This is a genomic window from Microbacterium sp. 5K110 (genome assembly GCF_005774735.1).
In the GTDB taxonomy this organism is placed as follows: domain Bacteria; phylum Actinomycetota; class Actinomycetes; order Actinomycetales; family Microbacteriaceae; genus Microbacterium.
The window spans coordinates 1-21,556 of the sequence record NZ_VBUM01000019.1; the positions used below are offsets into that span (position 1 = coordinate 1).

Below are 21,556 nucleotides of genomic sequence, written 5' to 3' on the forward strand. Positions count from 1 at the left end.
GCCCCTCTCATCCCCCCACCCCTCCAGGAGTTCCCACCGTGACCACTGAGACGCGCGTCCTTTCCGGGCGCTACCGCGTCGACGACCTCATCGGTCGCGGCGGTATGGCCAGCGTCTACCGTGGCTACGATCAGACGCTCGGGCGCACGGTGGCGATCAAGATCCTGAAGGCCGACCTCGCCGGCGACGCCGCGTTCCGGACGCGGTTCCGTCTCGAGGCCCAGGCCGCCTCCCGCATGGCCCACCCCACGATCGTCCGGGTCTTCGATGCGGGAGAAGACGTCGAGGTCGGTGCCGACGGGCACGAGCACCCGGTGCCGTACATCGTGATGGAGCTGGTCCACGGCAAGCTGCTGAAGGACGTCATCGCCGCCGGGCCCGTGCCCATCGACGAGTCCCTGCGCTACGTCGACGGCATCCTGGAGGCCCTGGAGTACTCGCATCGGGCCGGCGTCGTGCACCGCGACATCAAGCCGGGCAACGTCATGATCACCGATTCGGGACGCATCAAGGTGATGGACTTCGGCATCGCGCGCGCGGTGTCGGACTCCTCCTCCACCGTCGCCGAGACGACGGCGATCGTCGGGACCGCCGCGTACTTCTCCCCCGAGCAGGCGAAGGGCGAGTCGGTCGACGCACGAGCCGATCTGTACTCCACCGGAGTCGTGCTGTACGAGCTCCTCACCGGCCGCCCGCCGTTCCGTGGCGACACCCCCGTCGCCGTGGCCTACCAGCACGTCAGTGAGGCGCCGGTTCCGCCCAGCGACCTCAACGAGTCGGTGCCGCGTGCGCTCGACGCCGTCGTACTCCGCGCCCTCGCGAAGGATCCGTTCCAGCGTCCCCAGGACGCGGCCGGTTTCCGCGAAGACCTGGATGCCACGGTCGAGGGCAAGGAGCCGACCAAGCGCCAGATGTCGGCGCTGTCGAACGAGCTGTACGGACCCAACCCGCGCCAGGCGGCCGAGACGGCGCGATCGTTGCGTCAGCTCAGCACCGACACGACGATGCGGCGCACCCAGCCCGGCCCTCCGGTTGCCTGGATCTGGGCGGGTGTGGCGGTCCTGGCCGTGCTGCTGGTCTCGGTGCTGCTGTGGGTGGTGCAGATCCAGCCGTCCAACGATGTGCCCTCCGCCGGACGCACGATCCCCGACGTCGTCGACATGTCGTACGACCGCGCCGTGGAGACGCTCGAGAAGGAAGACCTGTTCGCCAAACGTGTCGATGAGTCCAACGGCTCCATCGCCGCCGGTAACGTCATCCGGACGACGCCGAGTGCCGATACGTCGGTGGCGGCAGGCCAGCAGGTGACGGTGTACGTGTCCTCGGGGGCCGACACCGCCACCGTGCCCACCCTCGAGGGCATCACCGAGTCCGAGGCGCGTGCCGCCCTGGAATCGGCGGGACTCTCGCTCGGTCTCGTGCAGCGCAAACCGGATCCGGCGCTGGCCTCGGGCGTCGTGATGTCGGCGAGCGTGGCATCCGAGACCGAGGTGGCCAAGGGCACGACGGTGAACCTCGTGGTCGCCAGCGGCACCGTGGTGATCGTCAACTACAAGGACTATCCCGTCGACGTTGCCAAGCGCGAGCTCGAGTCGACGGAGAAGCAGCTGACCGTGCGCACCCAGGAGGACCCGGGATGCCGCGCCACGACGCCGTCGCTCGTCACCACGCAGTCGCTTGCTCCGGGCGAGGTGCCCGTGCACAGCGAGATCACGCTGACCTACTGCACCGGCTCCTGATTCCGGCGGGGGTGGAGGCGGCGCCCCGTCTCCGCCGCCCCGCGCAGCCCGGCATCCTCGAGCCACGTCCCCAGCAGCGTGTGACCACCGTCGGTGAGCACGCTCTCGGGGTGGAACTGCACGCCCGTCAAGGGCGCCGTGCGATGCGCGAGGCCCATGATGACACCGGATTCACTGCGGGCGGTCACGGCCAGATCGTCCGGAACGGTGTCGGGGTCGACGGCGAGCGAGTGATAGCGCGTGGCCTCGAACCCGTCGGCCAGACCCGCGAACACCCCGTTCCCGTCGTGGTGGATCCGGCTGGTGATCCCGTGCAGCAGTTCGGGTGCGCGCGACACGCGTGCACCGAACGCGACCGCGAGGGCCTGGTGCCCGAGACACACGCCGAGGAGAGGGATGCCACGCGCGTGCGCCTCGAGGATCACATCGACCGAAGCGCCGGCATCCCGGGGGTGGCCGGGTCCGGGTGAGACCAGGATCGCGTCAGCGCTCCCCACCTCGGTCGCGGGATCGAGTCCGACGGCCGGTCGTAGAGCGACCTCGGCCCCCAGGTCGGTGAGATAGCCGGCGAGGATGTGGACGAAGCTGTCGCGGTTGTCGACGACGACCACCCGGAAGCTCACTCGACCGTGACCTCCTGTGGATAGACGATGTCACTCACCCACGGGAAGACGTAGAAGAAGAGCCCGTAGAGCACCGCCGCGGCCAGCACGAGCACGATCAGCAGGCGCACCCACCAGGGTCCGGGGAGAATGCGCCAGAGGGCTCCGTACATCAGGCTGCTCCCTCGGTGAGTGACGCGGGCGGTCCATCCGCGCGAGGAGTGAACGAGTCGAAGACGCCGTACGCGATGGCGCGCTCCGAGAAGCCGTATCGCGGGCTGCATGTGGTCATCGTGATCACCTTGTCAGTGGCAAGGACTTCCGGTGCCTGCGGAACCGGCAGCAGGACCTGCACTCCGTCGGGACGCACGTACTCGAGGTTGCGGAAGCGGTACGTGTACCAGCCGTCGGGCGTCTCCACGACGACGGAGTCGCCGACGCGAAGGGAGGGGAGGTCGGCGAACGGAGCCCCGTGACTGCCGCGGTGGCCCGCGATCGCGAAGTTCCCCGTCTGACCGGGCATGGCCGTGTCGGGGTAGTGGCCGATTCCGATGGGATCGAGGGTGACCGCCGCGCTGACCCCGCCGGCGAGCTTGAACTGGTAATCGGGTCCGAGCCGCGGAATGCGCAGAACGCCGAAGACCTCGCCGTTCCCGGGCTGCGCAAGGGCAGGGGGCTCCTCGGGGCCGGGGGCATCGGCATCCGGAGTGGGAGCGGGCGTCGCCGGGGCGGACGCCCATTCCTGCGTCAGCGAGTCGGCCTCGCTCTTGAACTTCGCACCGATGATGGCGTCGCCGATCCACAGTTGCCACGCGACGAACAACAGCACGAGGACCCCGGCGGTGAGCAGCAGATCGCCGAGCACCCCCAGCACCGTGACACGACGCCGGCGCGGCGGACGCCGGCGAGAGCCGCGTCGTGTGAGGGGCTGGTCAGCGGTGGACACGAGCCGAGTCTAGTTCCGCGGGTGGAGCACGACCGGCCCGTTAGACTGACCGGCATGGCACGTACTGGCAACGGCGAAGACCCGATCGCTGAGCGCAACGAGAGCGGATCCACGCCCAACCCGGTGTGGTTCCTGCCGATCATGATCGGCCTCATGCTCATCGGCTTGGTATGGGTCCTCGTCTTCTACCTGAGCAACTCGCAGTTCCCCATCCCCGGTATCGGGGCGTGGAACCTCGTGATCGGTTTCGGAATCGCCTTCGTCGGCTTCCTGATGACCACGCGCTGGCGCTGAGATCACCCGACTTACACTCGTGTAATTCATCCCCACCTGTGGATGAACCTGTGGATAACTCTTAGTAGTAGACCAGGGCCGGGATCGCCAGAAGCGCGAACAGTGCGACGGTGAGCACCACGAGCAAGCCGATCTGCACCGACCGCTGGCGAGCGAGTCGCGTGCGAGCGTAGATCAGCCCGACCAGCGCTCCCACGACCAGTCCGCCGAGGTGCGCCTGCCACGAGACGCCCACGTTGTTGAGCGCGGCGATGAAGTTGCCGGTAGCGAGCGACGTGACGAGGGCGACGACGAACGGCCAGGCGAAGTTGATCCCGATGAGGATCGCGATGACCCGGATGTCGGCTCCGATGTGGCGGCCGATCACGAGCAGCGCACCGAAGAGCGCGAAGATCGCTCCCGAGGCGCCGACCACGAACGTGGACGGTGCGAGCAGCGCCACGGCGACGGACCCGCCCAGCGCTCCCAGAACATAAAGCGCGACGAACCGCCAGCGTCCGAGCAGCGGCTCGAGGTTTCGGCCGATCAACCACAACACCAGCATGTTCAGGCCGACGTGGAAGAACCCCGAGTGCACGAGGGCGGCGGTGAGAAGCCGCCAGGGCTCGATGGGCCCGAACTGGGGGACCAGATAGAGCGCGGAGAACCCCAGCGCGTTCGTGAGGATGCCCCCGACGCCCGGGATCAGCCCGATGATGTAGGCCAGGCCCGTGATCGCGATGATGGCCAGCGTCGCCGTGGGGCGACCCGAGGCCACGACCGCGACCGGCCGCGATCGCGACCATCGCCGCTGGGCCTTCTTCTGGGCCGGGGTCTCGGAGGCCCGCTGCTGGGCCAGGCACTCCGGGCAGATGACACCGACGGCAGCGGGTGTCCGACAGTCAGGGCAAACCGTGCGCAGACACCGCTGGCAGAGGACGAAGCTCTGCCGGTCGGGATGCCGGTAACAGAAGTTATCGCCGTTGCGACGGAACTCCTCGGTCGTAGACACCCGCCGCCGCCCGAGGGTCAGACGGCGACGATGTCGACCGACTCGAGCACGACCGGCTCGATGGGACGGTCGCCGGCGGCCGTGGGAACCTTGCTGAGAGCGTCGACGACCTTCTTGGAGGCGTCATCGGCGACCTCGCCGAAGATCGTGTGCTTGCCCTGCAGCCAGGGAGTCGGGTCGGTGGTGATGAAGAACTGCGAGCCGTTCGTGCCCTCGGGCTGACCGGTGATCGCGTTGCGACGCAGGCCCGCGTTCGCCATCGCGAGCTTGTAGGGCGCCGAGAAGTCGAGCTCGGGGTGGATCTCGTCGTTGAACGTGTAGCCGGGACCGCCGACGCCCTGGCCGAGCGGGTCGCCACCCTGGATCATGAAGCCGGGGATGATGCGGTGGAACACGACGTTCGAGTAGAGCGGACCCTCACCCTTGGCGCCGGTGGCGGGGTTGGTCCATTCCTGGGACCCGTCGGCGAGGCCGACGAAGTTGCGGACGGTCCGGGGAGCGTGGTCGCCGAACAGGTTGACGACGATGTCGCCGTGGTTGGTGTGCAGGGTCGCGACGGCGGTGTGGGAAGCCATAGGTACATTCTCTCAGAGTTATCTGCAAGGGTCGGCGGACGGAGAGCCCTGTTCTGGCAAGATGAAGGGCGTACATCCCATCGACAGGGAGGATGAAGCCGTGGGCCTCAGCCGCAAGAGCAAGAAGGAACTGCGCAAGCTCCAGAAACACGCCGCGAAGGTGTGGGAGTCCCAGCAGGTTCTGCTGGGCGAGAGCGGAAAGGTGGCCCGCGAAGCCGGTCGCCAGCTCGGTCGCTTCAGCCGTGAAGACCTCGTTCCCACCGTCCAGGACGGATACGAGAAGTACGCTGCGCCGTACGTCGACAAGAGCGTGACCTCCGCCAACCGCTTCCTCAGCGGCAAGGTGATCCCCGCAGCGGGTGCCGTCGTCGGTGGAGCGATGTCGGTCTGGGATGCCGCGGGCGACACCCGCGACCGCCTGGCCAAGGGGCGCGGGTTCGAACTCGACACGCACAAGTACGCCAAGCGCGCCGAGAAATACGGCAAGAAGGCCAGCAAGAAGCTCGCCGCCAAGCTCCCGAAGCAGAACGACGGCATCGGTGCCGGTGGCGTCATCGCCATCCTCCTCGGCGTCGCCGCTGCCGTGGGCGTCGCGTACGCCGCCTGGCAGACCCTGCGCGCCGACGACGAGCTGTGGGTGGCCGACGACCCGCTCCGCGCTCCCGACGCGTGAGCGATCCCACCATCAGAGTCCGAGAGGCCGCGCGCGAGCGCGGCCTCTCTGTCGATGTGCGGGAGCGCCCCGCCGCGGCCTCGCTCGACGACGCGGCGGCCCTGCTCGGCATCCGTCCCGACGACATCGTCAAGACGCTCGTCGTGAAGCGTTCCGACGACACGTTCCTCTTCGCCCTCGTGCCCGGTGACCGCGTCATCTCGTGGCCGAAGCTACGGGCGGTGGTCGGCGTCAACAAGCTGCGGCTCCCCGAGCCCGAGCTGGCCCTGGCCGCCACCGGGTACGAGCGCGGCACGATCGTCCCCATCGGCAGCTCGACGGACTGGCCCGTGTATGCCGACGAGAGCATCGTCGGACGCCGCATCGCGATGGGCGCCGGCGCACACGGCTACAGCCTCTTCGTCGACGCCGACGAACTCATCCGGGCCTACGACGCGACCGTGGCCGACATCACCTCGACCCGGGACTGAGCTTCCTCAGGTTCGCTGCAGCCCCGCCATCTTGAAGGCGATGTCCACCAGCTGGACGCGACGCAGTTTGCGCACGGCCGTGAGCGAGAACCACTCCGCTCGATCGGTCGACCCGTCGACCTCGTTGCGGAGGCGTCCGCCGACGACATGGGCGCGGTAGACGATACGGAGGGCGTGCAACGGCCCGCTCCGGTCGTCGGAGAGGCGCGCCTCGGCCGGGATCACCCGCGAGTGGATGCCGAGAAGCTCGTCGACCATGACACGGAATCCGGTCTCTTCGCGCACCTCACGGCGCACCGCGCGCTCCGGGTCCTCGCCCGCCTCCAGGCCACCGCCGGGCAGGGTCCAGGCGGCGCGACGCCCCTCGACCCAGTGGGCGAGCAGGACACGGTCGTCGGCGTCGGTGACGACGGCGTAGGCGGCGACTCGCATGTCCATTGCGATCACCCTAGCCGCGCCGACTGCGACGCCGTGGGCCGAAAAGCGAAAGAATCGGCCGAGGCCGACTCTTCGGGGAGAAATTGTGGAGCCTAGGAGATTCGAACTCCTGACATCCTGCTTGCAAAGCAGGCGCTCTACCAGCTGAGCTAAGGCCCCGGGAAGGGAACGGGTGGGGCTACCAGGACTTGAACCTGGGACCTCTTCATTATCAGTGAAGCGCTCTAACCGCCTGAGCTATAGCCCCGTCTCGCTGACGTAACGTCGTCAACCTCGAAGACTTTACCTGAATCCCGAGGTTTTTCCGAATCGGCGTCAGTTGGAGGTGAAGCCCACGAGCAAGCCGCCCGTGACCTTGACCGCGAGGTTGTAGATGCCGGCGACGACGGCGCCCATCACGGTCACGACGATGAGGTTGAGGATCGCCACGATCGCGGCGAACGCCATCACCTGCGGCAGTCCGACGTACTGCGACAGCGTCGCGCTGCCGTCCGTGAAGCTCGCGAAGAACTCGTCGGCCTTGACGATGAGTCCGGTCGCGCTCACGACGAGGTAGATCAGGAAATACGACACGACCGTGACCACGGCGATTGCCACAGCAGCCAGGAACGACAGCTTCACGGCCGACCAGAAGTCGATGTACACCAGGCGCAGGCGCACCTGCTTCGCGGAGGTCTTGTGCGTCGACTTCTTGGCCAGCTTGTCGGCTACCGTGCTCATGCGTCAGTACTTTCCTCGGGGGTCTCGGAAGAGGAGGCGGTCTCGGCGGCGTCGTCTGCTGCCGGATCGGTTGTCGTCTCCGTCGTCTCGGCCAGGTTCCGCTCGCTGTTCCTCGCGATCGCGATGATGCGGTCATCGCCTCCGGCGCGAGCGAACACGACGCCCATGGTGTCGCGTCCCTTAGCGGGCACCTCGGCCACGGAGGAGCGTACCACCTTGCCGCTGGCAAGAACCACAAGGACCTCATCACCCTCGGAGACCATCATTCCGCCCGCGAGAACACCGCGATCCTCGGTCAGACGGGCCACCTTGATGCCCAGTCCACCACGGTTCTGCATGCGGTATTCGGTGACGGACGTGCGCTTGGCGTACCCGCCCTCGGTCACGATGAAGACGAACTCGTCGTCCTTGGCAACGGATGCCGAGAGCAAGCTGTCGCCGGCACGGAAGTCCATGCCCTTCACACCCGACGTCGACCGGCCCATCGGGCGCAGCGCGCTGTCGGTGGCCGAGAAGCGCAGGGACATGCCGAGGCGGCTGATGAGGAGGATGTCGTCGCCCTCGTCCACCAGCAGAGCGCTCACGAGCTCGTCCGCGGCACCGGGCTCGGTGTCGTCACCGTCGTCCGAGGCCTGACCGCGCAGCTTGATCGCGATGACACCGCCCTGACGGTTGGTGTCGTACTCGGTGAGGCGCGTCTTCTTCACCAGTCCCGCACGCGTGGCCAGGACGAGGTACGTCGCGACGGTGTAGTCGCGGATGTCGAGGATCTGGGCGATCTCTTCGTCCGGCTGCAGCGCGAGGAGGTTCGCGACGTGCTGGCCCTTGGCATCCCGACCCGCCTCGGGGACCTCATAGGCCTTCGAGCGGTAGACGCGACCCTTGTTCGTGAAGAACAACAGCCAGTGGTGCGTCGTCGTGACGAAGAAGTGCTCGACGACGTCGTCGGCGCGCAGCTGCGCACCCTTCACGCCCTTGCCGCCGCGGTGCTGCGAACGGTAGTTGTCGCTGCGCGTGCGCTTGATGTAGCCGTCGCGGGTGACCGTGATGACCATCTCTTCTTCGGCGATGAGGTCTTCGATCGACACGTCGCCGTCGAAGCCGTGCAGGATCTCGGTGCGCCGGTCGTCGCCGAAGCGGTCGACGATCGCCGTGAGCTCGTCGCGGATGATCGTGCGCTGGCGGCCGGGGGTGGCGAGGATGTCGTTGTAGTCGGCGATGCGGGCTTCGAGCTCCTGCGCCTCGTCGACGATCTTCTGCCGCTCGAGGGCCGCCAGGCGACGCAGCTGCATGTCGAGGATGGCCTGCGCCTGGATGTCGTCGATGTCGAGGAGCTTCTGCAGGCCCTCATTGGCATCCTGGGCCGTCGGCGAGCGACGGATGAGGGCGATGACCTCGTCGAGGGCGTCGAGCGCCTTGAGGTATCCGCGCAGGATGTGCATGCGCTCTTCGGCCTTGCGCAGACGGTAGCGCGTACGCCGGACGATGACCTCGACCTGGTGGTCGATCCACAGGCTGATGAAGCCGTCGAGCGAGAGCGTGCGCGGCACACCGTCGACGATGGCCAGCATGTTGGCGCCGAAGTTCTCCTGCAGCTGCGTGTGCTTGTACAGGTTGTTCAGGACGACCTTGGCGACCGCGTCGCGCTTGAGCACGATGACGAGGCGCTGGCCGGTGCGGCCCGAGGTCTCGTCACGGATGTCGGCGATGCCGGTGATCTTGCCCTCACGGGCGAGATCACCGATCTTCACCGCGACGTTGTCGGGGTTGACCTGGTACGGCAGCTCGGTGATCACGAGGCACGTGCGGCCCTGGATCTCTTCGATGTTGACCACGGCCCGCATCGTGATGGATCCACGACCGGTCCGGTAGGCCTCCTTGATGCCCCGCGTGCCGAGGATCTGGGCGTGGGTCGGAAAGTCGGGCCCGGGGATGCGCTCCATGAGCGCCTCGAGCAGCTCTTCGCGGGTGGCATCCGGGTTCTCGAGGGCCCACAGGGCGCCGGCGGAGACCTCGCGCAGGTTGTGCGGCGGGATGTTGGTCGCCATACCGACCGCGATACCGACGGAGCCGTTGACGAGGAGGTTCGGGAAGCGCGACGGCAGGACCGTGGGCTCCTGCGTCTGGCCGTCGTAGTTGTCCTCGAAGTCGACGGTCTCTTCTTCGATGTCGCGCACCATCTCGAGCGCGAGGGGAGCCATCTTCGTCTCGGTGTACCGCGGGGCGGCGGCGCCCTGGTTGCCGGGCGAACCGAAGTTGCCCTGGCCGAGAGCCAACGGGTAGCGCAGCGACCACGGCTGCACAAGACGCACGAGGGCGTCGTAGATCGGGGCGTCACCGTGCGGGTGGTAGTGCCCCATGACCTCGCCGACGACGCGCGCGCACTTCGAGAACGACTTGTCGGGGCGGAAGCCGCCGTCGTACATGCCGTAGATCACTCGGCGGTGGACGGGCTTGAGTCCGTCGCGCACGTCGGGCAGCGCGCGCCCGACGATGACGCTCATCGCGTAGTCGAGGTAGCTCCGCTGCATCTCGAGCTGGAGGTCGACCTGGTCGATCTTGCCGTGGTTGTGTGCGGCGTCCTCGCGCGCGTCGGCGGGCTCGGGAGTGGTGTCGTCAGCCATGGATTCTCAGTTTCGTATCGAGTCGACCGGATCAGATGTCGAGGAAGCGGACGTCTTTGGCGTTGCGCTGGATGAAGCTGCGACGCGACTCGACGTCTTCGCCCATGAGGACCGAGAAGATCTCGTCGGCCGCGGCCGCGTCGTCGATCGTGACCTGCTTGAGCGTGCGGGTCTCGGGGTCCATCGTGGTCTCCCACAGTTCGTGGTCGTTCATCTCGCCGAGACCCTTGTAGCGCTGGATGCCATTGTCTTTGGGGATACGACGGCCCGAGGCCTGCCCATCGACCAGCATCGCGTCGCGCTCCCGGTCGCTGTAGGCGTACTCGTGGGGGTGGTTCGACCACTTCAAGCGGTACAGCGGCGGCTGCGCGAGGTAGACGTACCCGGCCTCGATGAGTCCGCGCATGTAGCGGAACAGCAGCGTCAGCAGCAGCGTCGTGATGTGCTGGCCGTCGACGTCGGCATCGGCCATCAGCACGATCTTGTGATACCGCGCCTTGGCCATGTCGAAGTCCTCGCCGATGCCCGTGCCGAAGGCCTGGATCATCGCCTGGACTTCTTTGTTGCCCAGGGCGCGGTCGAGACGCGCGCGCTCGACGTTGAGGATCTTGCCGCGCAGCGCCAGGATCGCCTGCGTGTGCGGATCGCGTCCCTGCACCGCGGAACCGCCGGCGGAGTCACCCTCGACGAGGAAGATCTCGCTGATCGAGGGGTCCTTCGACGTGCAGTCCTTGAGCTTGTCGGGCATCGCGGCGGACTCGAACACGCTCTTGCGACGAGCGGTCTCGCGCGCCTTGCGGGCGGCCAGGCGGGCCGTCGCGGCGTCGATCGCCTTGCGGATGATGTTCTTCGCCTGGCCCGGGTTGCGGTCGAACCAGTCGCCCAGCTTGTCTCCGACGACCTTCTGCACGAACGCGCGGGCCTCGGTGTTGCCCAGCTTGGTCTTGGTCTGGCCCTCGAACTGCGGCTCCGACAGCTTGACCGAGATGACGGCCGTGAGCCCCTCGCGGATGTCCTCGCCCGTGAGGTTGTCGTCCTTCTCCTTCAGGAGATTGTTCGCGCGCGCATAGCGGTTGACGAGCGTGGTCAGCGCGGCGCGGAAGCCCTCTTCGTGCGTGCCGCCCTCGTGCGTGTTGATCGTGTTCGCGTACGTGAAGACGTTCTCGGTGTACGCCGTCGTCCACTGCATCGCGAGCTCGAGCGCGATCTTGCGGTCGGTGTCCTCGGACTCGACCTCGATGACCTCGTCGTTGACGACGTCGGCCTTGCGTACGCGGTTGAGGTGTTCGACGTAGTCGACGAGACCGCGCTCGTAGAGGAAGCTGTCGTGCCGCCCCTGCGTGACCTCTTCGCCGGGCTCGCCCTCGGTCACCACCGACTGGGGACGCTCGTCGCGCAGGCTGATGCGAAGTCCCTTGTTGAGGAACGCCATCTGCTGGAAGCGCGTGCGGAGCGTGTCGTAGTCGAAGTCGACGGTGTCGAAGATCGTGGCATCCGGCCAGAAGGTGATCGACGTGCCGGTCTCTTCGGTCTCTTCGGCCTGCTCGAGCGGAGCGAGAGGGACGCCACCGTCACGGAAGGACTGGCGCCACGCGTGGCCCTGACGCTTGACCTCGACCTCGAGGCGCGTCGAGAGGGCGTTGACGACGGACGAGCCGACACCGTGCAGACCACCCGAGACGGCGTACCCGCCGCCGCCGAACTTTCCACCGGCGTGCAGGACGGTCAGGACGACCTCGACGGTCGACTTGCCCTCGGTGCGGTGCATGTCGACCGGGATGCCACGACCGTTGTCGATCACGCGGACGGCGCCGTCCGAGAGGATCGTGACATCGATCGTGTCGCAGTAGCCGGCGAGCGCCTCGTCGACGGAGTTGTCGACGATCTCTTGCACGAGGTGGTGCAGACCCCGCTCACCGGTCGAGCCGATGTACATGCCGGGACGCTTGCGGACCGCTTCGAGACCCTCGAGCACCTGGATGGCGTCGGCCCCGTACTCGTTGGTCACCTTGGGGCTGGTCTTCTCGGGTTCCTCGGAAACGCTGTCGGGGTTTTCGGACGTCATGACTTCGCGAGCTCCAGATCGATTCGTCGGAACGTCCATCTTACCGCGCGGGGCTTCTTCTCGCGGTGTGTACGCCCATATGCGGGGAGAAATCGCGTCGCGCCGACACAGACCATGGCCTAGCCGTAGGTATCGCGCGGGCCGCGGCCTGGAACGGCTCTCGTCCCCCATTTCCAAGAGGGGACGTCCGGCCCGATGAAGCGGATCGACTCGACCCCCGCCTCGGGGAATCGTCGGATGATCTCCGACAGGATGTGCGCGCGCATCAACTGCAGCTGCTTTGCCCACGCGGTCGAGTCGGCCTGGACGGTGAGCGTCCCGCCGTCCATCGCCACCGGGCGCGTGTGCGCGGCCGTATCGGCGCCGGCCACGTCGTGCCACGTGCGAACCAAGTCTTCACGGGCGAGCTGCGGCTCCCACCCGGCCGAATGGGTCAAGGCCGACAGCACGTCGCCGAGACCGCGGGGATCCCGACCGGGGGTGAATGGTGCGTTCTCGCCGTCGTCGGCGCGGCGTCGGCGCTTCTTCTTGCGGTACGGCGAGGGCTCGAGACCTCGCAGGCGCAAATACGTGGCCATCGTCTCGGGGAGATCGGATTCGTCAGCCATCGGCATCCAGGATCCGTCCCGCGTCGACCCGAACGATGTGGGCGCGCAGCCCGTCGGGGACGTCTTCTTCGACGGCCGACGTCACGATGACCTGCTCGTAGCCGGCGACGAGTTCCGCCAAGCGGGTGCGCCGACCGGCGTCGAGCTCGGCGAAGACGTCGTCGAGGATGAGCACGGGGTCTCCGAGGCGCGACTCGGCGCGCAGCAGCTCGGCCGATGCGAGGCGGAGGGCGAGGGCGACCGACCAGGACTCACCGTGCGAGGCGTACCCCTTGACGGGAAGGCCGCGTACCTCGAGGACAAGATCGTCGCGGTGCGGTCCCACGAGCGTGAGCCCGCGCTCGAGCTCGGCCGACCGTCGAGCCGCCAGTGCGGCCCGGAACTGCTCGGCGAGCGAACCGGACGATGCTCCGACCGTCACCTCGTCGCCCTCTTCCGGGTCGGAACCGCCGACCGACAGCGCCCAGCGCAGACGCGGGTCGTGATCGGCTCCGGCGATCGCGGTGTACGCCTCGGCGACCGGGGCGGAGAGGTCGGATGCCAACGCCGACCGGGCCTCGATGACCTCGGTGCCGAGGGTGACGAGCTTGTCGTCCCACACGTCGAGGGTGCCGAGAGCGTCGCCGCGGATCCCCCGCGCGCGGGCGGACTTCAACAGCGCGGTGCGCTGGCGCAGAACGCGGTCGTAGTCGGCGAGCACACCGGCCAATCGCGGCGTCCGCTGCACGATGAGCTGATCCGCGAAGCGACGGCGGGACGACGGGTCACCGCGCACGATCTGCAGGTCTTCCGGGGCGAACAGCACGACCTGGGCGTACCGGGGCAGCTCGGCGGTGCGGACGTTCACGCCGTTGACCCGCGCTTTGTTCGACCCCTGGCGGTTGAGCTGCAGCTCGAGCAGGACGCTGCGGTCACCGTGCGCCAGACGGGCGCGGACGATCGCGGCATCCGCTCCATCGCGCACCATCGGCGCGTCGCTCGAGACGCGGTGCGAGCCCAGCGTCGCAAGGTAGGCGACGGCCTCGACGAGGTTGGTCTTGCCCTGCCCGTTACGCCCGACGAAGAGATTGGCTCCCGGGGAGAGCGAGACGCCGGCCGCCGCGTAATTGCGGAAGTCCGTCAGTTCGAGCTGCTCCACGATCACCGGGTCAGACTACCCGCCGCCCCCGACATCGGACGGCCCGCCTCTGGCTCAGCGCAGCAGCAGGTTCGGCTGCAGGAGGTACTTGAACGAGCCCTCGCCACCCTTGTCGACCGAGGTCTGCGGGGTGATGAGCACGGGGCTCAGCTTGTTCGCGTTGTCGCTCGAGGTGAACGTGATCCGCGTGAATTCGCTACGAACGGCACCCAGGGACTCGAGGAGGTACTGGGGGTTCAGACCCAGCGTGACCTCGTCGCCGAGGAGCGTCGCGTCGACGGACTCGGTGGCGCGCGCCTGCTCGGTGCCCGAGGCATCCATGGACACCCCGTCGGGCCCGAAGGTGAACCGCAGGGGCGCGGAGCGGTCGAGCACGAGCGCGACACGGCGGACCGCTTCCGCGAGCTCGGCCGTGTTGACGACGCTGTGGTGTTCGGTCTGCTCGGGGAACAACCGGCGGACCGGCGGGAAGTTGCCCTTGATGAGCAGGGACGTCACGGTCTTGTTGCCCGCGGTGAAGGCGATGATCTCGCGATCGCCCGAGCCCGAGAACGCGATCGAGATGTCGCCGCCGTGCGCGAAGGTCTTGCCGACCTCTTGGAGCGTACGGGCGGGCACGAGGGCTGCGGTGGGCTCGTCGGATGCCGCAGCACCGCCGTCCCACGGGATCTCGCGCAGAGCGACGCGGTAGCGGTCGGTGGCGACGAGGCTCAGTCGCGTTCCCGTCACCTCGAGCTGCACGCCGGTGAGCACCGGGGTGACGTCGTCGCGCGAGGCGGCGAACGCGACCTGCGCGATCGCGGTGGCGAAGTCGTCGGCCGGCACGAGTCCGGACTCGCCCGTGACCTCGGGGATCGCGGGGTATTCCTGGACGGGCATCGACGCGAGCGTGAAGCGGGCGGAGCCGCAGGTCAGGAGGATCCCTCCGTCGTCGTCGACGGTGATCTGGATCGGTGCGTTGGGGAGTCGGCTCGCGATGTCCGAGAGCAACCGGCCGTGGACGAGGATCGTGCCCGGCTCGTCGACGGTCGCCTCGATCGTCGTGCGCGCGGAGGCCTCGTAGTCGAACGCCGCGAGGGTGAGCCCCTGGTCGCCGGCCTCGATCAGCACACCGGCGAGGATCGGCTGCGGGTTGCGCTGCGGCAGGAGCTTGACCACGAACGAAACGGCTTCGCTGAAGACATCGCGATTGACGTGAAACTTCACGGGCGCTCCCTTGACGGCGGTATGGCTTACCCATGCTAGTCCCCGACTGCGTCCGCACATGTCGGGCGCCCGGCCGCACCACAAGGTCATCGAATCTCTGTTAACTCATGAATGGGATCTTCATCTTGTTAACAGCTGTGGAGAGTGTGGATAACTTGCGCGATGCGTGTTAACAGAAGGGGACTACACGCGTGTGACCTGTGGACGCACTGCGGAGAGCCTGGGCAGTTAACACGATCGAGAGGTCGTCGGTTCTGAGGCTCCTCCACAGGCGGACGCGTGTCGTTCACATCTCATCCGCAGAGAATCCGAGTTATCCACAGGTTTTCCACACTGTGTAGAACCGACTGAACTATGTGCCGCGAACGGCTTTAGGAGCCTCGCTCGCGGCGCAGAACGACGAAGGGGTTCGCCCGCGGATGCGGACGAACCCCTCGGTTCTGGTGGGCGCTCAGCGCATGCGCCCCAACTGGGTCGTGATCTCGGAGACCTGGTTGTAGATCGAGCGTCGCTCCTTCATGAGGTCGCTGATCTTCTTGTAGGCGTACATCACGGTCGTGTGATCGCGGTTGCCGAAAAGCTGGCCGATCTTGGGCAACGACAGACTCGTGCGCTCTCGACAGAGGTACATCGCGATCTGCCGGGCCGTGGCGACCGCCTGCGAACGGCTCGATCCATACAGGTCGTCGACCGACAGCTTGAAGTACTGCGCGGTGGCCGTGATGATGTCGGTCGGCGAGACGACGTTCGCGTCATCCTGGTCGATGATGTCGCGCAGGACGGTCTGGGCCAGCGACATATCGAGGGTCGAGCGATTCAGGCTGGCGAACGCGGACACGCGGATCAGCGCGCCTTCGAGCTCGCGGATGTTCGACGAGACCACGGTGGCGATGTACTCGAGCACGTCGTCCGGGATCAGCAGACGCTCGCTCTGTGCCTTCTTGCGGAGGATCGCGATGCGGGTCTCGAGATCGGGCGCCTGCACGTCGGTGATCAGGCCCCACTCAAAGCGGCTGCGCATGCGGTCTTCGAAGCCGGTCAGCTGTTTCGGAGGCAGGTCGCTCGTGATCACGACTTGCTTGTCGTGATCGTGCAGCGTGTTGAAGGTGTGGAAGAAGGCTTCCTGGGTCTCGGCGCGCCCCTGCAGGAACTGGATGTCGTCAATGAGGAGGATGTCGACGTCGCGGTACCGGGCCTGGAAGGCAGAGCCGCGGTTGTTCGCGATCGAGTTGATGAAGTCGTTCGTGAACTCCTCGCTCGAGACGTACCGCACGCGGATGCCGGCGTACATGCTCGCGGCGTAATCGCCGATGGCGTGGAGGAGGTGGGTCTTGCCGAGTCCCGAGTCGCCGTAGATGAAGAGAGGGTTGTACGCCTTTGCGGGGGCTTCGGCCACGGCGACGGCGGCGGCATGCGCGAAGCGGTTGGACTGCCCGATGACGAAGTTGTCGAACGTGTACTTCGGGTTGAGCCGGGTGTCGTTGCGGGATGCCGGGACGATCGGGTCGGGGGTCTGCTCGGTGATCGACGAACTCGTCGTCGGCGCGGTGGGAGCCGAGTTCGGACGTTCTTCGGCCGAGGGAGCCGAGCGGTGCGACTCGATGAGATCGGGGTTCACGACCACCCGGAAATTGCTGACCTCGGGGTCGATGCCCTGCACGTGAGTGAGGGCCTCGAGGATGGGCGCGCGCATGCGCTTGTTCATCTGCGCGGCGGTCAGGTCGTTGGGAACGTCGAGATAGAGCGTCCCGCCCATCACACCCTGCGGCACGGCGAGATTGAGGAAGCCGTGAAGCTGCGGGGTGACGCGGTCGTCGGTGAGGAGATGGTCGAGCACGGCGGACCAGACGGGGACATCCGGTACTTGGTGCAGTGACATATCCCCTCCGGGATCTCGGCGCGCGGCTGTCGACGTGCGACGCGCCGAACCTGTGGATAACTTCCGGGGACACGCTAGTTCGCGGTCCGCACGGAGCCAAATCAACTGTAGAACGCGCTCGCGTGTCTTTGCCACGGGTGTGGACGGGGGTTGGGGATAATGAGCGGTCGGCTTCTCGGTTTGAGTTAACGTCGCGCGCGACGTAGCCTTAGTCGGTTGACTTATGCCTAAACGGCAGTCCCGACCACGTCCCCGGCAGAAGAGCATCGGGCGACATCACCTCCGGAGTGACCCATGAGCAAGCGCACCTTCCAGCCCAACAACCGCCGCCGCGCCAAGAAGCACGGTTTCCGTGCCCGCATGCGCACGCGCGCCGGCCGCTCGATCCTGGCGGCGCGTCGCGCCAAGGGTCGCACCGAGCTCTCGGCCTGACCCACCTAGTGCTCGCGAAGCCGAACCGACTCACCCGCGGATCGGACTATAAGACCACCGTCCGTCGGGGTTCTCGGTGTGCCGGAGCGCACACCGTGACGTACGTCGGCGGCGTGCCGGACGAGGGTCCGGCACGCTTCGGTTTCATCGTGAGCCGTCAGGTCGGCTCTGCCGTCACACGCAACACCGTGCGCCGCCGTCTCAAGGCGGTGTGCGCCGAGGCGCTCCCGCTGGTTCGCGGGGGCGCCTCGGTCGTCATTCGTGCGCTGCCCTCGGCGGCGACCGCTGACTACGCAACTCTTCGCGCCGACGTCGTCCGGTGCCTGGAACGTAAGGCCGCCGCGTGAGCACCTCGACGCTGCCCACCTCGTCGACGGGCGCCGGACACCTCGAGTGGAGCTCCGTCGCGGCATCCGTTCCGCTTCTCCCCCGGAACGCCGGTCTCGCGCTTCTGCACGCGTACCGGGCCACGATTTCGCACGTCTACGGCGACGTGTGCAAGTACTACCCGTCCTGTTCCGCCTATTCGGTGGGCGCCGTGCAGCAGCACGGACTCGTCAAAGGCGTCGCGTTGACCGCGGCCCGCCTCGCCCGCTGTCATCCCTGGGCCCAGGGTGGCATCGACGACGTCCGTCCGCACCACGCCTTCCGCCACGAACTCACTCCGCACGGTTTCGTCGTGCCCTCCCGAAAGGACTGATCCGTGCCGGATCTCATTGGAATCGTCCTCTGGCCATTGAAATGGGCCGTCGAGCTCGTGCTGGTCGGTTGGCACACGCTCTTCACCGCTATCGGGATGGCGCCGGCTGCGGGCATCACCTGGGTGCTGTCGATCGTGGGCCTCGTGCTCATCGTGCGCGCTGCTCTGATCCCGCTGTTCGTGAAGCAGATCAAGAGTCAGCGCAAGATGATGGAGATCGCTCCCGAGCTGCGCAAGGTACAGGAGAAGTACCGGGGCAAGAAGGATCAGCTGTCTCGTGAGGCCATGAGCCGCGAGACGATGGCGCTTTACAAGAAGCACGGCACGACGCCGGTTTCGAGCTGCCTGCCCCTCCTGGTGCAGATGCCGATCTTCTTCGCCCTCTTCAGCGTGCTGAACGACGTCGCCAAGCACGCCACCAGCAATCAGGGTGGTGTGGGGCTGCTGACGCCCGAGTTGACGCGCGAGTTCTACGACGCGCGCCTGTTCGACGTGGCATCCATGCACGTCAACCTCGTCACCGCGTGGGGCCAGTCCGACGGTCAGATCACCGTTGCGATCCTGCTGACGCTGGTCGTGCTGATGATCGCGTCGCAGTTCTTCACTCAGCTGCAGATCATCTCGAAGAACCTGTCGCCCGAGGCCAAGACCGGTCAGGCGTACCAGATGCAGAAGATCATGCTCTACATCCTGCCGCTCGCCTTCATCTTCTCGGGTGTCTTCTTCCCACTCGGCGTCGTCATCTACTGGTTCGTCAGCAACCTGTGGACGATGGTTCAGCAGTTCATCGTCATCCGCGAGATGCCGACTCCCGGTTCCGACGCGGCGAAGGCCCGCGAGGAGCGCCTGGCGCGCAAGGGCAAGGCGATCGACTCCAGCGGTAAGGTCGTGCCGATCGAGAAGTACGAGGCCGAGCAGCGGCGGCTCTTCGAAGAGGCCGAGCGTGCCCGTGCGGCTCAGCCCAAGCGTCAGCAGCCCGTGGGCAAGCAGCGCGCGAAGAAGCAGCAATCCCCGAAGGGCGCCAACCCGACGCCGCGCACGCCGGCGAAGCCCGGCACCGAGACCCCCTCCTGAGCATCCGGAGCACATGATGACGATGTCCGAGCAGATCGCGACTGAACCGACCGCCGCTACTGAGGAGCAGCTCGAGCAGGAGGGCGACGTCGCCGCCGACTTCCTGGAAGGGCTTCTCGATATCGCCGACATCGATGGGGATCTCGCCCTGGATGTGCGCGCGGGCCGCGCGTACGTGTCCGTTGAGGCCGACGATGTGGCGGCGTTGTCGACGCTGTCGCACCCCGATACCGTGCAGGCGCTGCAAGAGCTGACGCGGCTGGCCGTGCAGAACTCCACGGGCCGTTTCTCCCGGCTGATCCTCGACATCGGTGGCTCACGGGACGCGCGTCAGCGCCAGCTCGAGACGCTCGTGGACCGCGCGATCCAGCGCCTCGATGAGGGCGCCTCGCAGGCCTCCCTGCCGGCCATGTCGAGCTACGAGCGCAAGCTGGTGCACGACATCGCTGCCGACCGCGGCTACTCCTCGGAGTCGTTCGGCGAGGGCGCAGACCGGCACACGGTCCTGCGCCGCGGCTGATCTGCACGACGTGGAGAACCACCTCGAAGCGGAACCGGATGCCGCGGTCGCGGTGTTCGGTGACCGCATCGACCTCGCGCGCCGGTTCACCGCGGCACTCGCGGAGCACGGAGAGCAGCGCGGACTGATCGGACCTCTCGAGGTTCCGCGGCTGTGGTCACGGCACATCCTGAACAGCGCGGTCGCCGCACCGTTCTTTTCGGGACGTGTGGCGGACGTCGGTTCGGGCGCGGGGCTTCCGGGAATCGTCTTGGCAATCGCTCGACCCGACGTCGAGTTCACGCTGATCGAGCCGATGGAGCGCCGGACCGTCTGGCTCACCGAGCAGGTGGGTGCGCTCGGGCTCGAGAACGTCACCGTGGAGCGTCTCCGAGCCGAGGAGTGGGCGAAAGGTCGGGTGTTCGATGTGGTCACGGCGCGCGCCGTGAGCGCGCTGCGGACGCTGATCCCGTGGACGGCCCCACTGGCGCGGGTGGGTGGTCGCCTGGCGTACCTGAAGGGCGCGAACGTCGCGGCCGAGGTCGACGCCGCCGAGAAGCAGATCCGTCGCTTCGGCGTGACCGACGTCGAGATCCACATCGTCGGTGAGGGCATCGTCGAGGAGCCGACGCGTGTGCTCACCGCGACGGTTTCCCGCTGATCAGTTCCCATTCAATGGGATTATCCTTACCACGCCTGAACGCGGCGTACAGTGGCGGCTTGGGGCATGTTCCTCGCCCCGGTGACATCTCGAAGACGTCGATCATGAGCGGGATCGGGTACGTCGGCGCCTGATCGAAGGTGTGGACGACGCGCCCCTGGCATCCGATCGCGCTCGTCTCGCCACCTCCATATGACGGTCGAGGTGAGGACGTCGCGGCTGTCTTCGTCGACGACGACCGTGATCATGTCGTCGCGGAGGCGGTCGTCGTGGTCGGCCCTGATCCCGCAACGCACGCGGGTCCTTCGGCTGATCGCATCCGCCTCGATCTCGGCGACGCCGATCTCTCCCGAATCACCGGGATCGAGGTGTTCGGTTCCGACGATCGGCATCGATGCGCAGGTCGATTCCGGCGTCGGTGAAGCCCGTACGCGCCCGTGAGCGATCTGGGGGTCGTCCAGTGTGGCAGGTAGTGAGGAATCCACGTGTCTCGCAGGACCCCCGCCGAGAAGTCGTCGTCGACATCCGTGGTCCGACGGGTATGCGGAGGAAGGGCGGTGGCGTCTGAGCGTGCAACGCATCGAGTATCGCGCGGGAGTCCGACATCAATGTGCGGGCGGGTCGGCCCCTCGTCTCGGGGTGCGCGCGCTGTGGCTGGGTGGTTGTGTCACGAGGGCGGACGCGCACACGTGCGGGCACTCATCTCGATCGGGAAATATGGAGCGGGAGCGAGGCCAGAGGAACAGCGCACGGGAGTCACTTTGGCAGTGGATGACGTGCGCCTCGGGCGCGTTCGCTCCTGCACGGTCCCGCGTGCGCCTGGTGTGTGGTGTTCGGGTGTGCGCGAGTGGTGTAGCGCCGGGACCCACTCCCCTGCGGTTCGTCTGTTCATGCGACCCCGCGGCCGTGGGCGGCGTCGTGCGCGTTGTACTTCTCAACGTGGTCGCGATGTTTCACGTGAAACGGTAGAGATGGCGCGGCAGCTGCGGAGTGGAGTCCGACGACCGCGGTGCCCCTGTACGCCGCGAAGGGTGCGCTGTTCGCTGCAGGGTGGCTGTCTGTGGGTGCGCGTCTGCGAGGGGCATGAGGAACGGCGGATTCGTCCCTGTGGAGCGGAGGTCGGCGAAGACCAAGGGGAGGCGAGGCGCGTGGACGCGCTGAGTGGCCGGGGGCCTGCCGGCCATCGCGATGGCACCGAGACCAAGGGTTGCCCGGTGTTTCA

General features: G+C 67.1%; 23 protein-coding genes and 2 tRNA genes. 10 read left to right on the top strand and 15 right to left on the bottom strand.

The features are described from left to right. Positions 1 to 38 precede the first annotated feature (38 nt). Positions 39 to 1,739: a Stk1 family PASTA domain-containing Ser/Thr kinase gene (pknB, locus tag FE256_RS06620; protein ID WP_138173996.1), complete on the top strand. Its 1,701-nt coding sequence runs from the start codon at positions 39 to 41 to the stop codon at positions 1,737 to 1,739. On the opposite strand, the gene FE256_RS06625 is transcribed toward pknB, so the two are convergent. From FE256_RS06625 to FE256_RS06635, 3 genes are read right to left on the bottom strand one after another with little or no spacing between them, the layout of a single operon-like run. Continuing rightward, positions 1,721 to 2,362 carry an anthranilate synthase component II gene (locus FE256_RS06625; protein ID WP_138173998.1) on the bottom strand — a complete coding sequence of 214 codons (642 nt, stop codon included), beginning with the start codon at positions 2,360 to 2,362 and terminating at the stop codon, positions 1,721 to 1,723. The genes pknB and FE256_RS06625 overlap by 19 nt on opposite strands. After that, positions 2,359 to 2,514, bottom strand: a complete 156-nt coding sequence (locus FE256_RS06630) for a DUF4175 domain-containing protein (protein ID WP_138174000.1) — start codon at positions 2,512 to 2,514, stop codon at positions 2,359 to 2,361. Before FE256_RS06630 ends, FE256_RS06625 begins: the two co-directional genes overlap by 4 nt. Next, on the bottom strand, positions 2,514 to 3,287 hold the full coding sequence (locus tag FE256_RS06635) for a class E sortase (RefSeq protein WP_138174002.1): 774 nt from the start codon (positions 3,285 to 3,287) through the stop codon (positions 2,514 to 2,516). Before FE256_RS06635 ends, FE256_RS06630 begins: the two co-directional genes overlap by 1 nt. A 54-nt stretch (positions 3,288 to 3,341) precedes the next feature. Between FE256_RS06635 and FE256_RS06640 the strand changes: the two genes are divergently transcribed. Beyond that, entirely contained in the window at positions 3,342 to 3,581 is a 240-nt protein-coding gene (locus FE256_RS06640; RefSeq protein ID WP_138174004.1) for a cell division protein CrgA, read from the top strand. 61 nt (positions 3,582 to 3,642) lie between these two features. Here the strand turns inward: FE256_RS06640 and FE256_RS06645 are convergent, their stop codons facing one another. Together FE256_RS06645 and FE256_RS06650 are read right to left on the bottom strand one after the other, a co-directional pair. After that, on the bottom strand, positions 3,643 to 4,572 hold the full coding sequence (locus tag FE256_RS06645) for a rhomboid family intramembrane serine protease (RefSeq protein WP_138174006.1): 930 nt from the start codon (positions 4,570 to 4,572) through the stop codon (positions 3,643 to 3,645). A gap of 17 nt (positions 4,573 to 4,589) precedes the next feature. Beyond that, the gene (locus FE256_RS06650) at positions 4,590 to 5,147 is read right to left on the bottom strand and encodes a peptidylprolyl isomerase (RefSeq protein WP_138174008.1); all 558 of its coding nucleotides are present in this window, start codon (positions 5,145 to 5,147) and stop codon (positions 4,590 to 4,592) included. Positions 5,148 to 5,247: 100 nt separating this feature from the next. Between FE256_RS06650 and FE256_RS06655 the strand changes: the two genes are divergently transcribed. Then, positions 5,248 to 5,820, top strand: coding sequence for a DNA helicase (locus FE256_RS06655; RefSeq protein ID WP_138174010.1), 573 nt, complete (start codon positions 5,248 to 5,250; stop codon positions 5,818 to 5,820). Continuing rightward, the gene (locus FE256_RS06660; RefSeq protein ID WP_138174012.1) at positions 5,817 to 6,290 is read left to right on the top strand and encodes an aminoacyl-tRNA deacylase; all 474 of its coding nucleotides are present in this window, start codon (positions 5,817 to 5,819) and stop codon (positions 6,288 to 6,290) included. Before FE256_RS06655 ends, FE256_RS06660 begins: the two co-directional genes overlap by 4 nt. Positions 6,291 to 6,296: 6 nt before the next feature. On the opposite strand, the gene FE256_RS06665 is transcribed toward FE256_RS06660, so the two are convergent. The 10 genes from FE256_RS06665 to dnaA form a co-directional block, all read right to left on the bottom strand. Next, positions 6,297 to 6,728 carry an NUDIX hydrolase gene (locus FE256_RS06665; protein ID WP_138174014.1) on the bottom strand — a complete coding sequence of 144 codons (432 nt, stop codon included), beginning with the start codon at positions 6,726 to 6,728 and terminating at the stop codon, positions 6,297 to 6,299. An 86-nt stretch (positions 6,729 to 6,814) separates the two neighbouring features. Next, a tRNA-Ala gene (locus tag FE256_RS06670) sits at positions 6,815 to 6,887 on the bottom strand. Between the two features lie 14 nt (positions 6,888 to 6,901). After that, positions 6,902 to 6,975 (bottom strand) — tRNA-Ile (locus FE256_RS06675). Between the two features lie 68 nt (positions 6,976 to 7,043). After that, the gene (locus FE256_RS06680; protein ID WP_138174016.1) at positions 7,044 to 7,448 is read right to left on the bottom strand and encodes a DUF3566 domain-containing protein; all 405 of its coding nucleotides are present in this window, start codon (positions 7,446 to 7,448) and stop codon (positions 7,044 to 7,046) included. Continuing rightward, entirely contained in the window at positions 7,445 to 10,072 is a 2,628-nt protein-coding gene (gene gyrA / locus FE256_RS06685) for a DNA gyrase subunit A (protein ID WP_138174018.1), read from the bottom strand. The genes FE256_RS06680 and gyrA overlap by 4 nt, the downstream gene beginning before the upstream one ends. 31 nt (positions 10,073 to 10,103) lie before the next feature. After that, the gene (gyrB, locus tag FE256_RS06690) at positions 10,104 to 12,137 is read right to left on the bottom strand and encodes a DNA topoisomerase (ATP-hydrolyzing) subunit B (protein WP_138174020.1); all 2,034 of its coding nucleotides are present in this window, start codon (positions 12,135 to 12,137) and stop codon (positions 10,104 to 10,106) included. Between the two features lie 119 nt (positions 12,138 to 12,256). Next, positions 12,257 to 12,751, bottom strand: a complete 495-nt coding sequence (locus FE256_RS06695; protein WP_138174022.1) for a DciA family protein — start codon at positions 12,749 to 12,751, stop codon at positions 12,257 to 12,259. Next, the gene (gene recF, locus FE256_RS06700; RefSeq protein WP_138174024.1) at positions 12,738 to 13,889 is read right to left on the bottom strand and encodes a DNA replication/repair protein RecF; all 1,152 of its coding nucleotides are present in this window, start codon (positions 13,887 to 13,889) and stop codon (positions 12,738 to 12,740) included. Before recF ends, FE256_RS06695 begins: the two co-directional genes overlap by 14 nt. A gap of 48 nt (positions 13,890 to 13,937) precedes the next feature. After that, positions 13,938 to 15,089, bottom strand: coding sequence for a DNA polymerase III subunit beta (gene dnaN, locus FE256_RS06705; RefSeq protein WP_138174026.1), 1,152 nt, complete (start codon positions 15,087 to 15,089; stop codon positions 13,938 to 13,940). Between the two features lie 451 nt (positions 15,090 to 15,540). Continuing rightward, positions 15,541 to 16,968 (bottom strand): chromosomal replication initiator protein DnaA, encoded by a 1,428-nt coding sequence (gene dnaA, locus FE256_RS06710; RefSeq protein WP_138174028.1) that lies wholly within the window; start codon positions 16,966 to 16,968, stop codon positions 15,541 to 15,543. A 294-nt stretch (positions 16,969 to 17,262) separates the two neighbouring features. Between dnaA and rpmH the strand changes: the two genes are divergently transcribed. Genes rpmH through rsmG form a run of 6 tightly spaced genes read left to right on the top strand, consistent with a single transcriptional unit; the run spans position 17,263 to position 20,334 of the window. Further along, positions 17,263 to 17,400, top strand: coding sequence for a 50S ribosomal protein L34 (gene rpmH, locus FE256_RS06715; RefSeq protein WP_076492700.1), 138 nt, complete (start codon positions 17,263 to 17,265; stop codon positions 17,398 to 17,400). An 8-nt stretch (positions 17,401 to 17,408) separates the two neighbouring features. Further along, entirely contained in the window at positions 17,409 to 17,747 is a 339-nt protein-coding gene (rnpA, locus tag FE256_RS06720) for a ribonuclease P protein component (RefSeq protein WP_138174030.1), read from the top strand. Next, complete coding sequence (yidD, locus tag FE256_RS06725; RefSeq protein ID WP_138174032.1) at positions 17,744 to 18,100, top strand: membrane protein insertion efficiency factor YidD; 357 nt, start codon at positions 17,744 to 17,746, stop codon at positions 18,098 to 18,100. The genes rnpA and yidD overlap by 4 nt, the downstream gene beginning before the upstream one ends. Before the next feature lie 3 nt (positions 18,101 to 18,103). Beyond that, on the top strand, positions 18,104 to 19,174 hold the full coding sequence (gene yidC, locus FE256_RS06730; protein WP_138174034.1) for a membrane protein insertase YidC: 1,071 nt from the start codon (positions 18,104 to 18,106) through the stop codon (positions 19,172 to 19,174). Positions 19,175 to 19,187: 13 nt separating this feature from the next. Further along, positions 19,188 to 19,694: a Jag family protein gene (locus tag FE256_RS18440; protein ID WP_394529574.1), complete on the top strand. Its 507-nt coding sequence runs from the start codon at positions 19,188 to 19,190 to the stop codon at positions 19,692 to 19,694. Between the two features lie 10 nt (positions 19,695 to 19,704). Further along, entirely contained in the window at positions 19,705 to 20,334 is a 630-nt protein-coding gene (gene rsmG / locus FE256_RS06735) for a 16S rRNA (guanine(527)-N(7))-methyltransferase RsmG (protein ID WP_252370926.1), read from the top strand. Positions 20,335 to 21,556 lie beyond the last annotated feature (1,222 nt).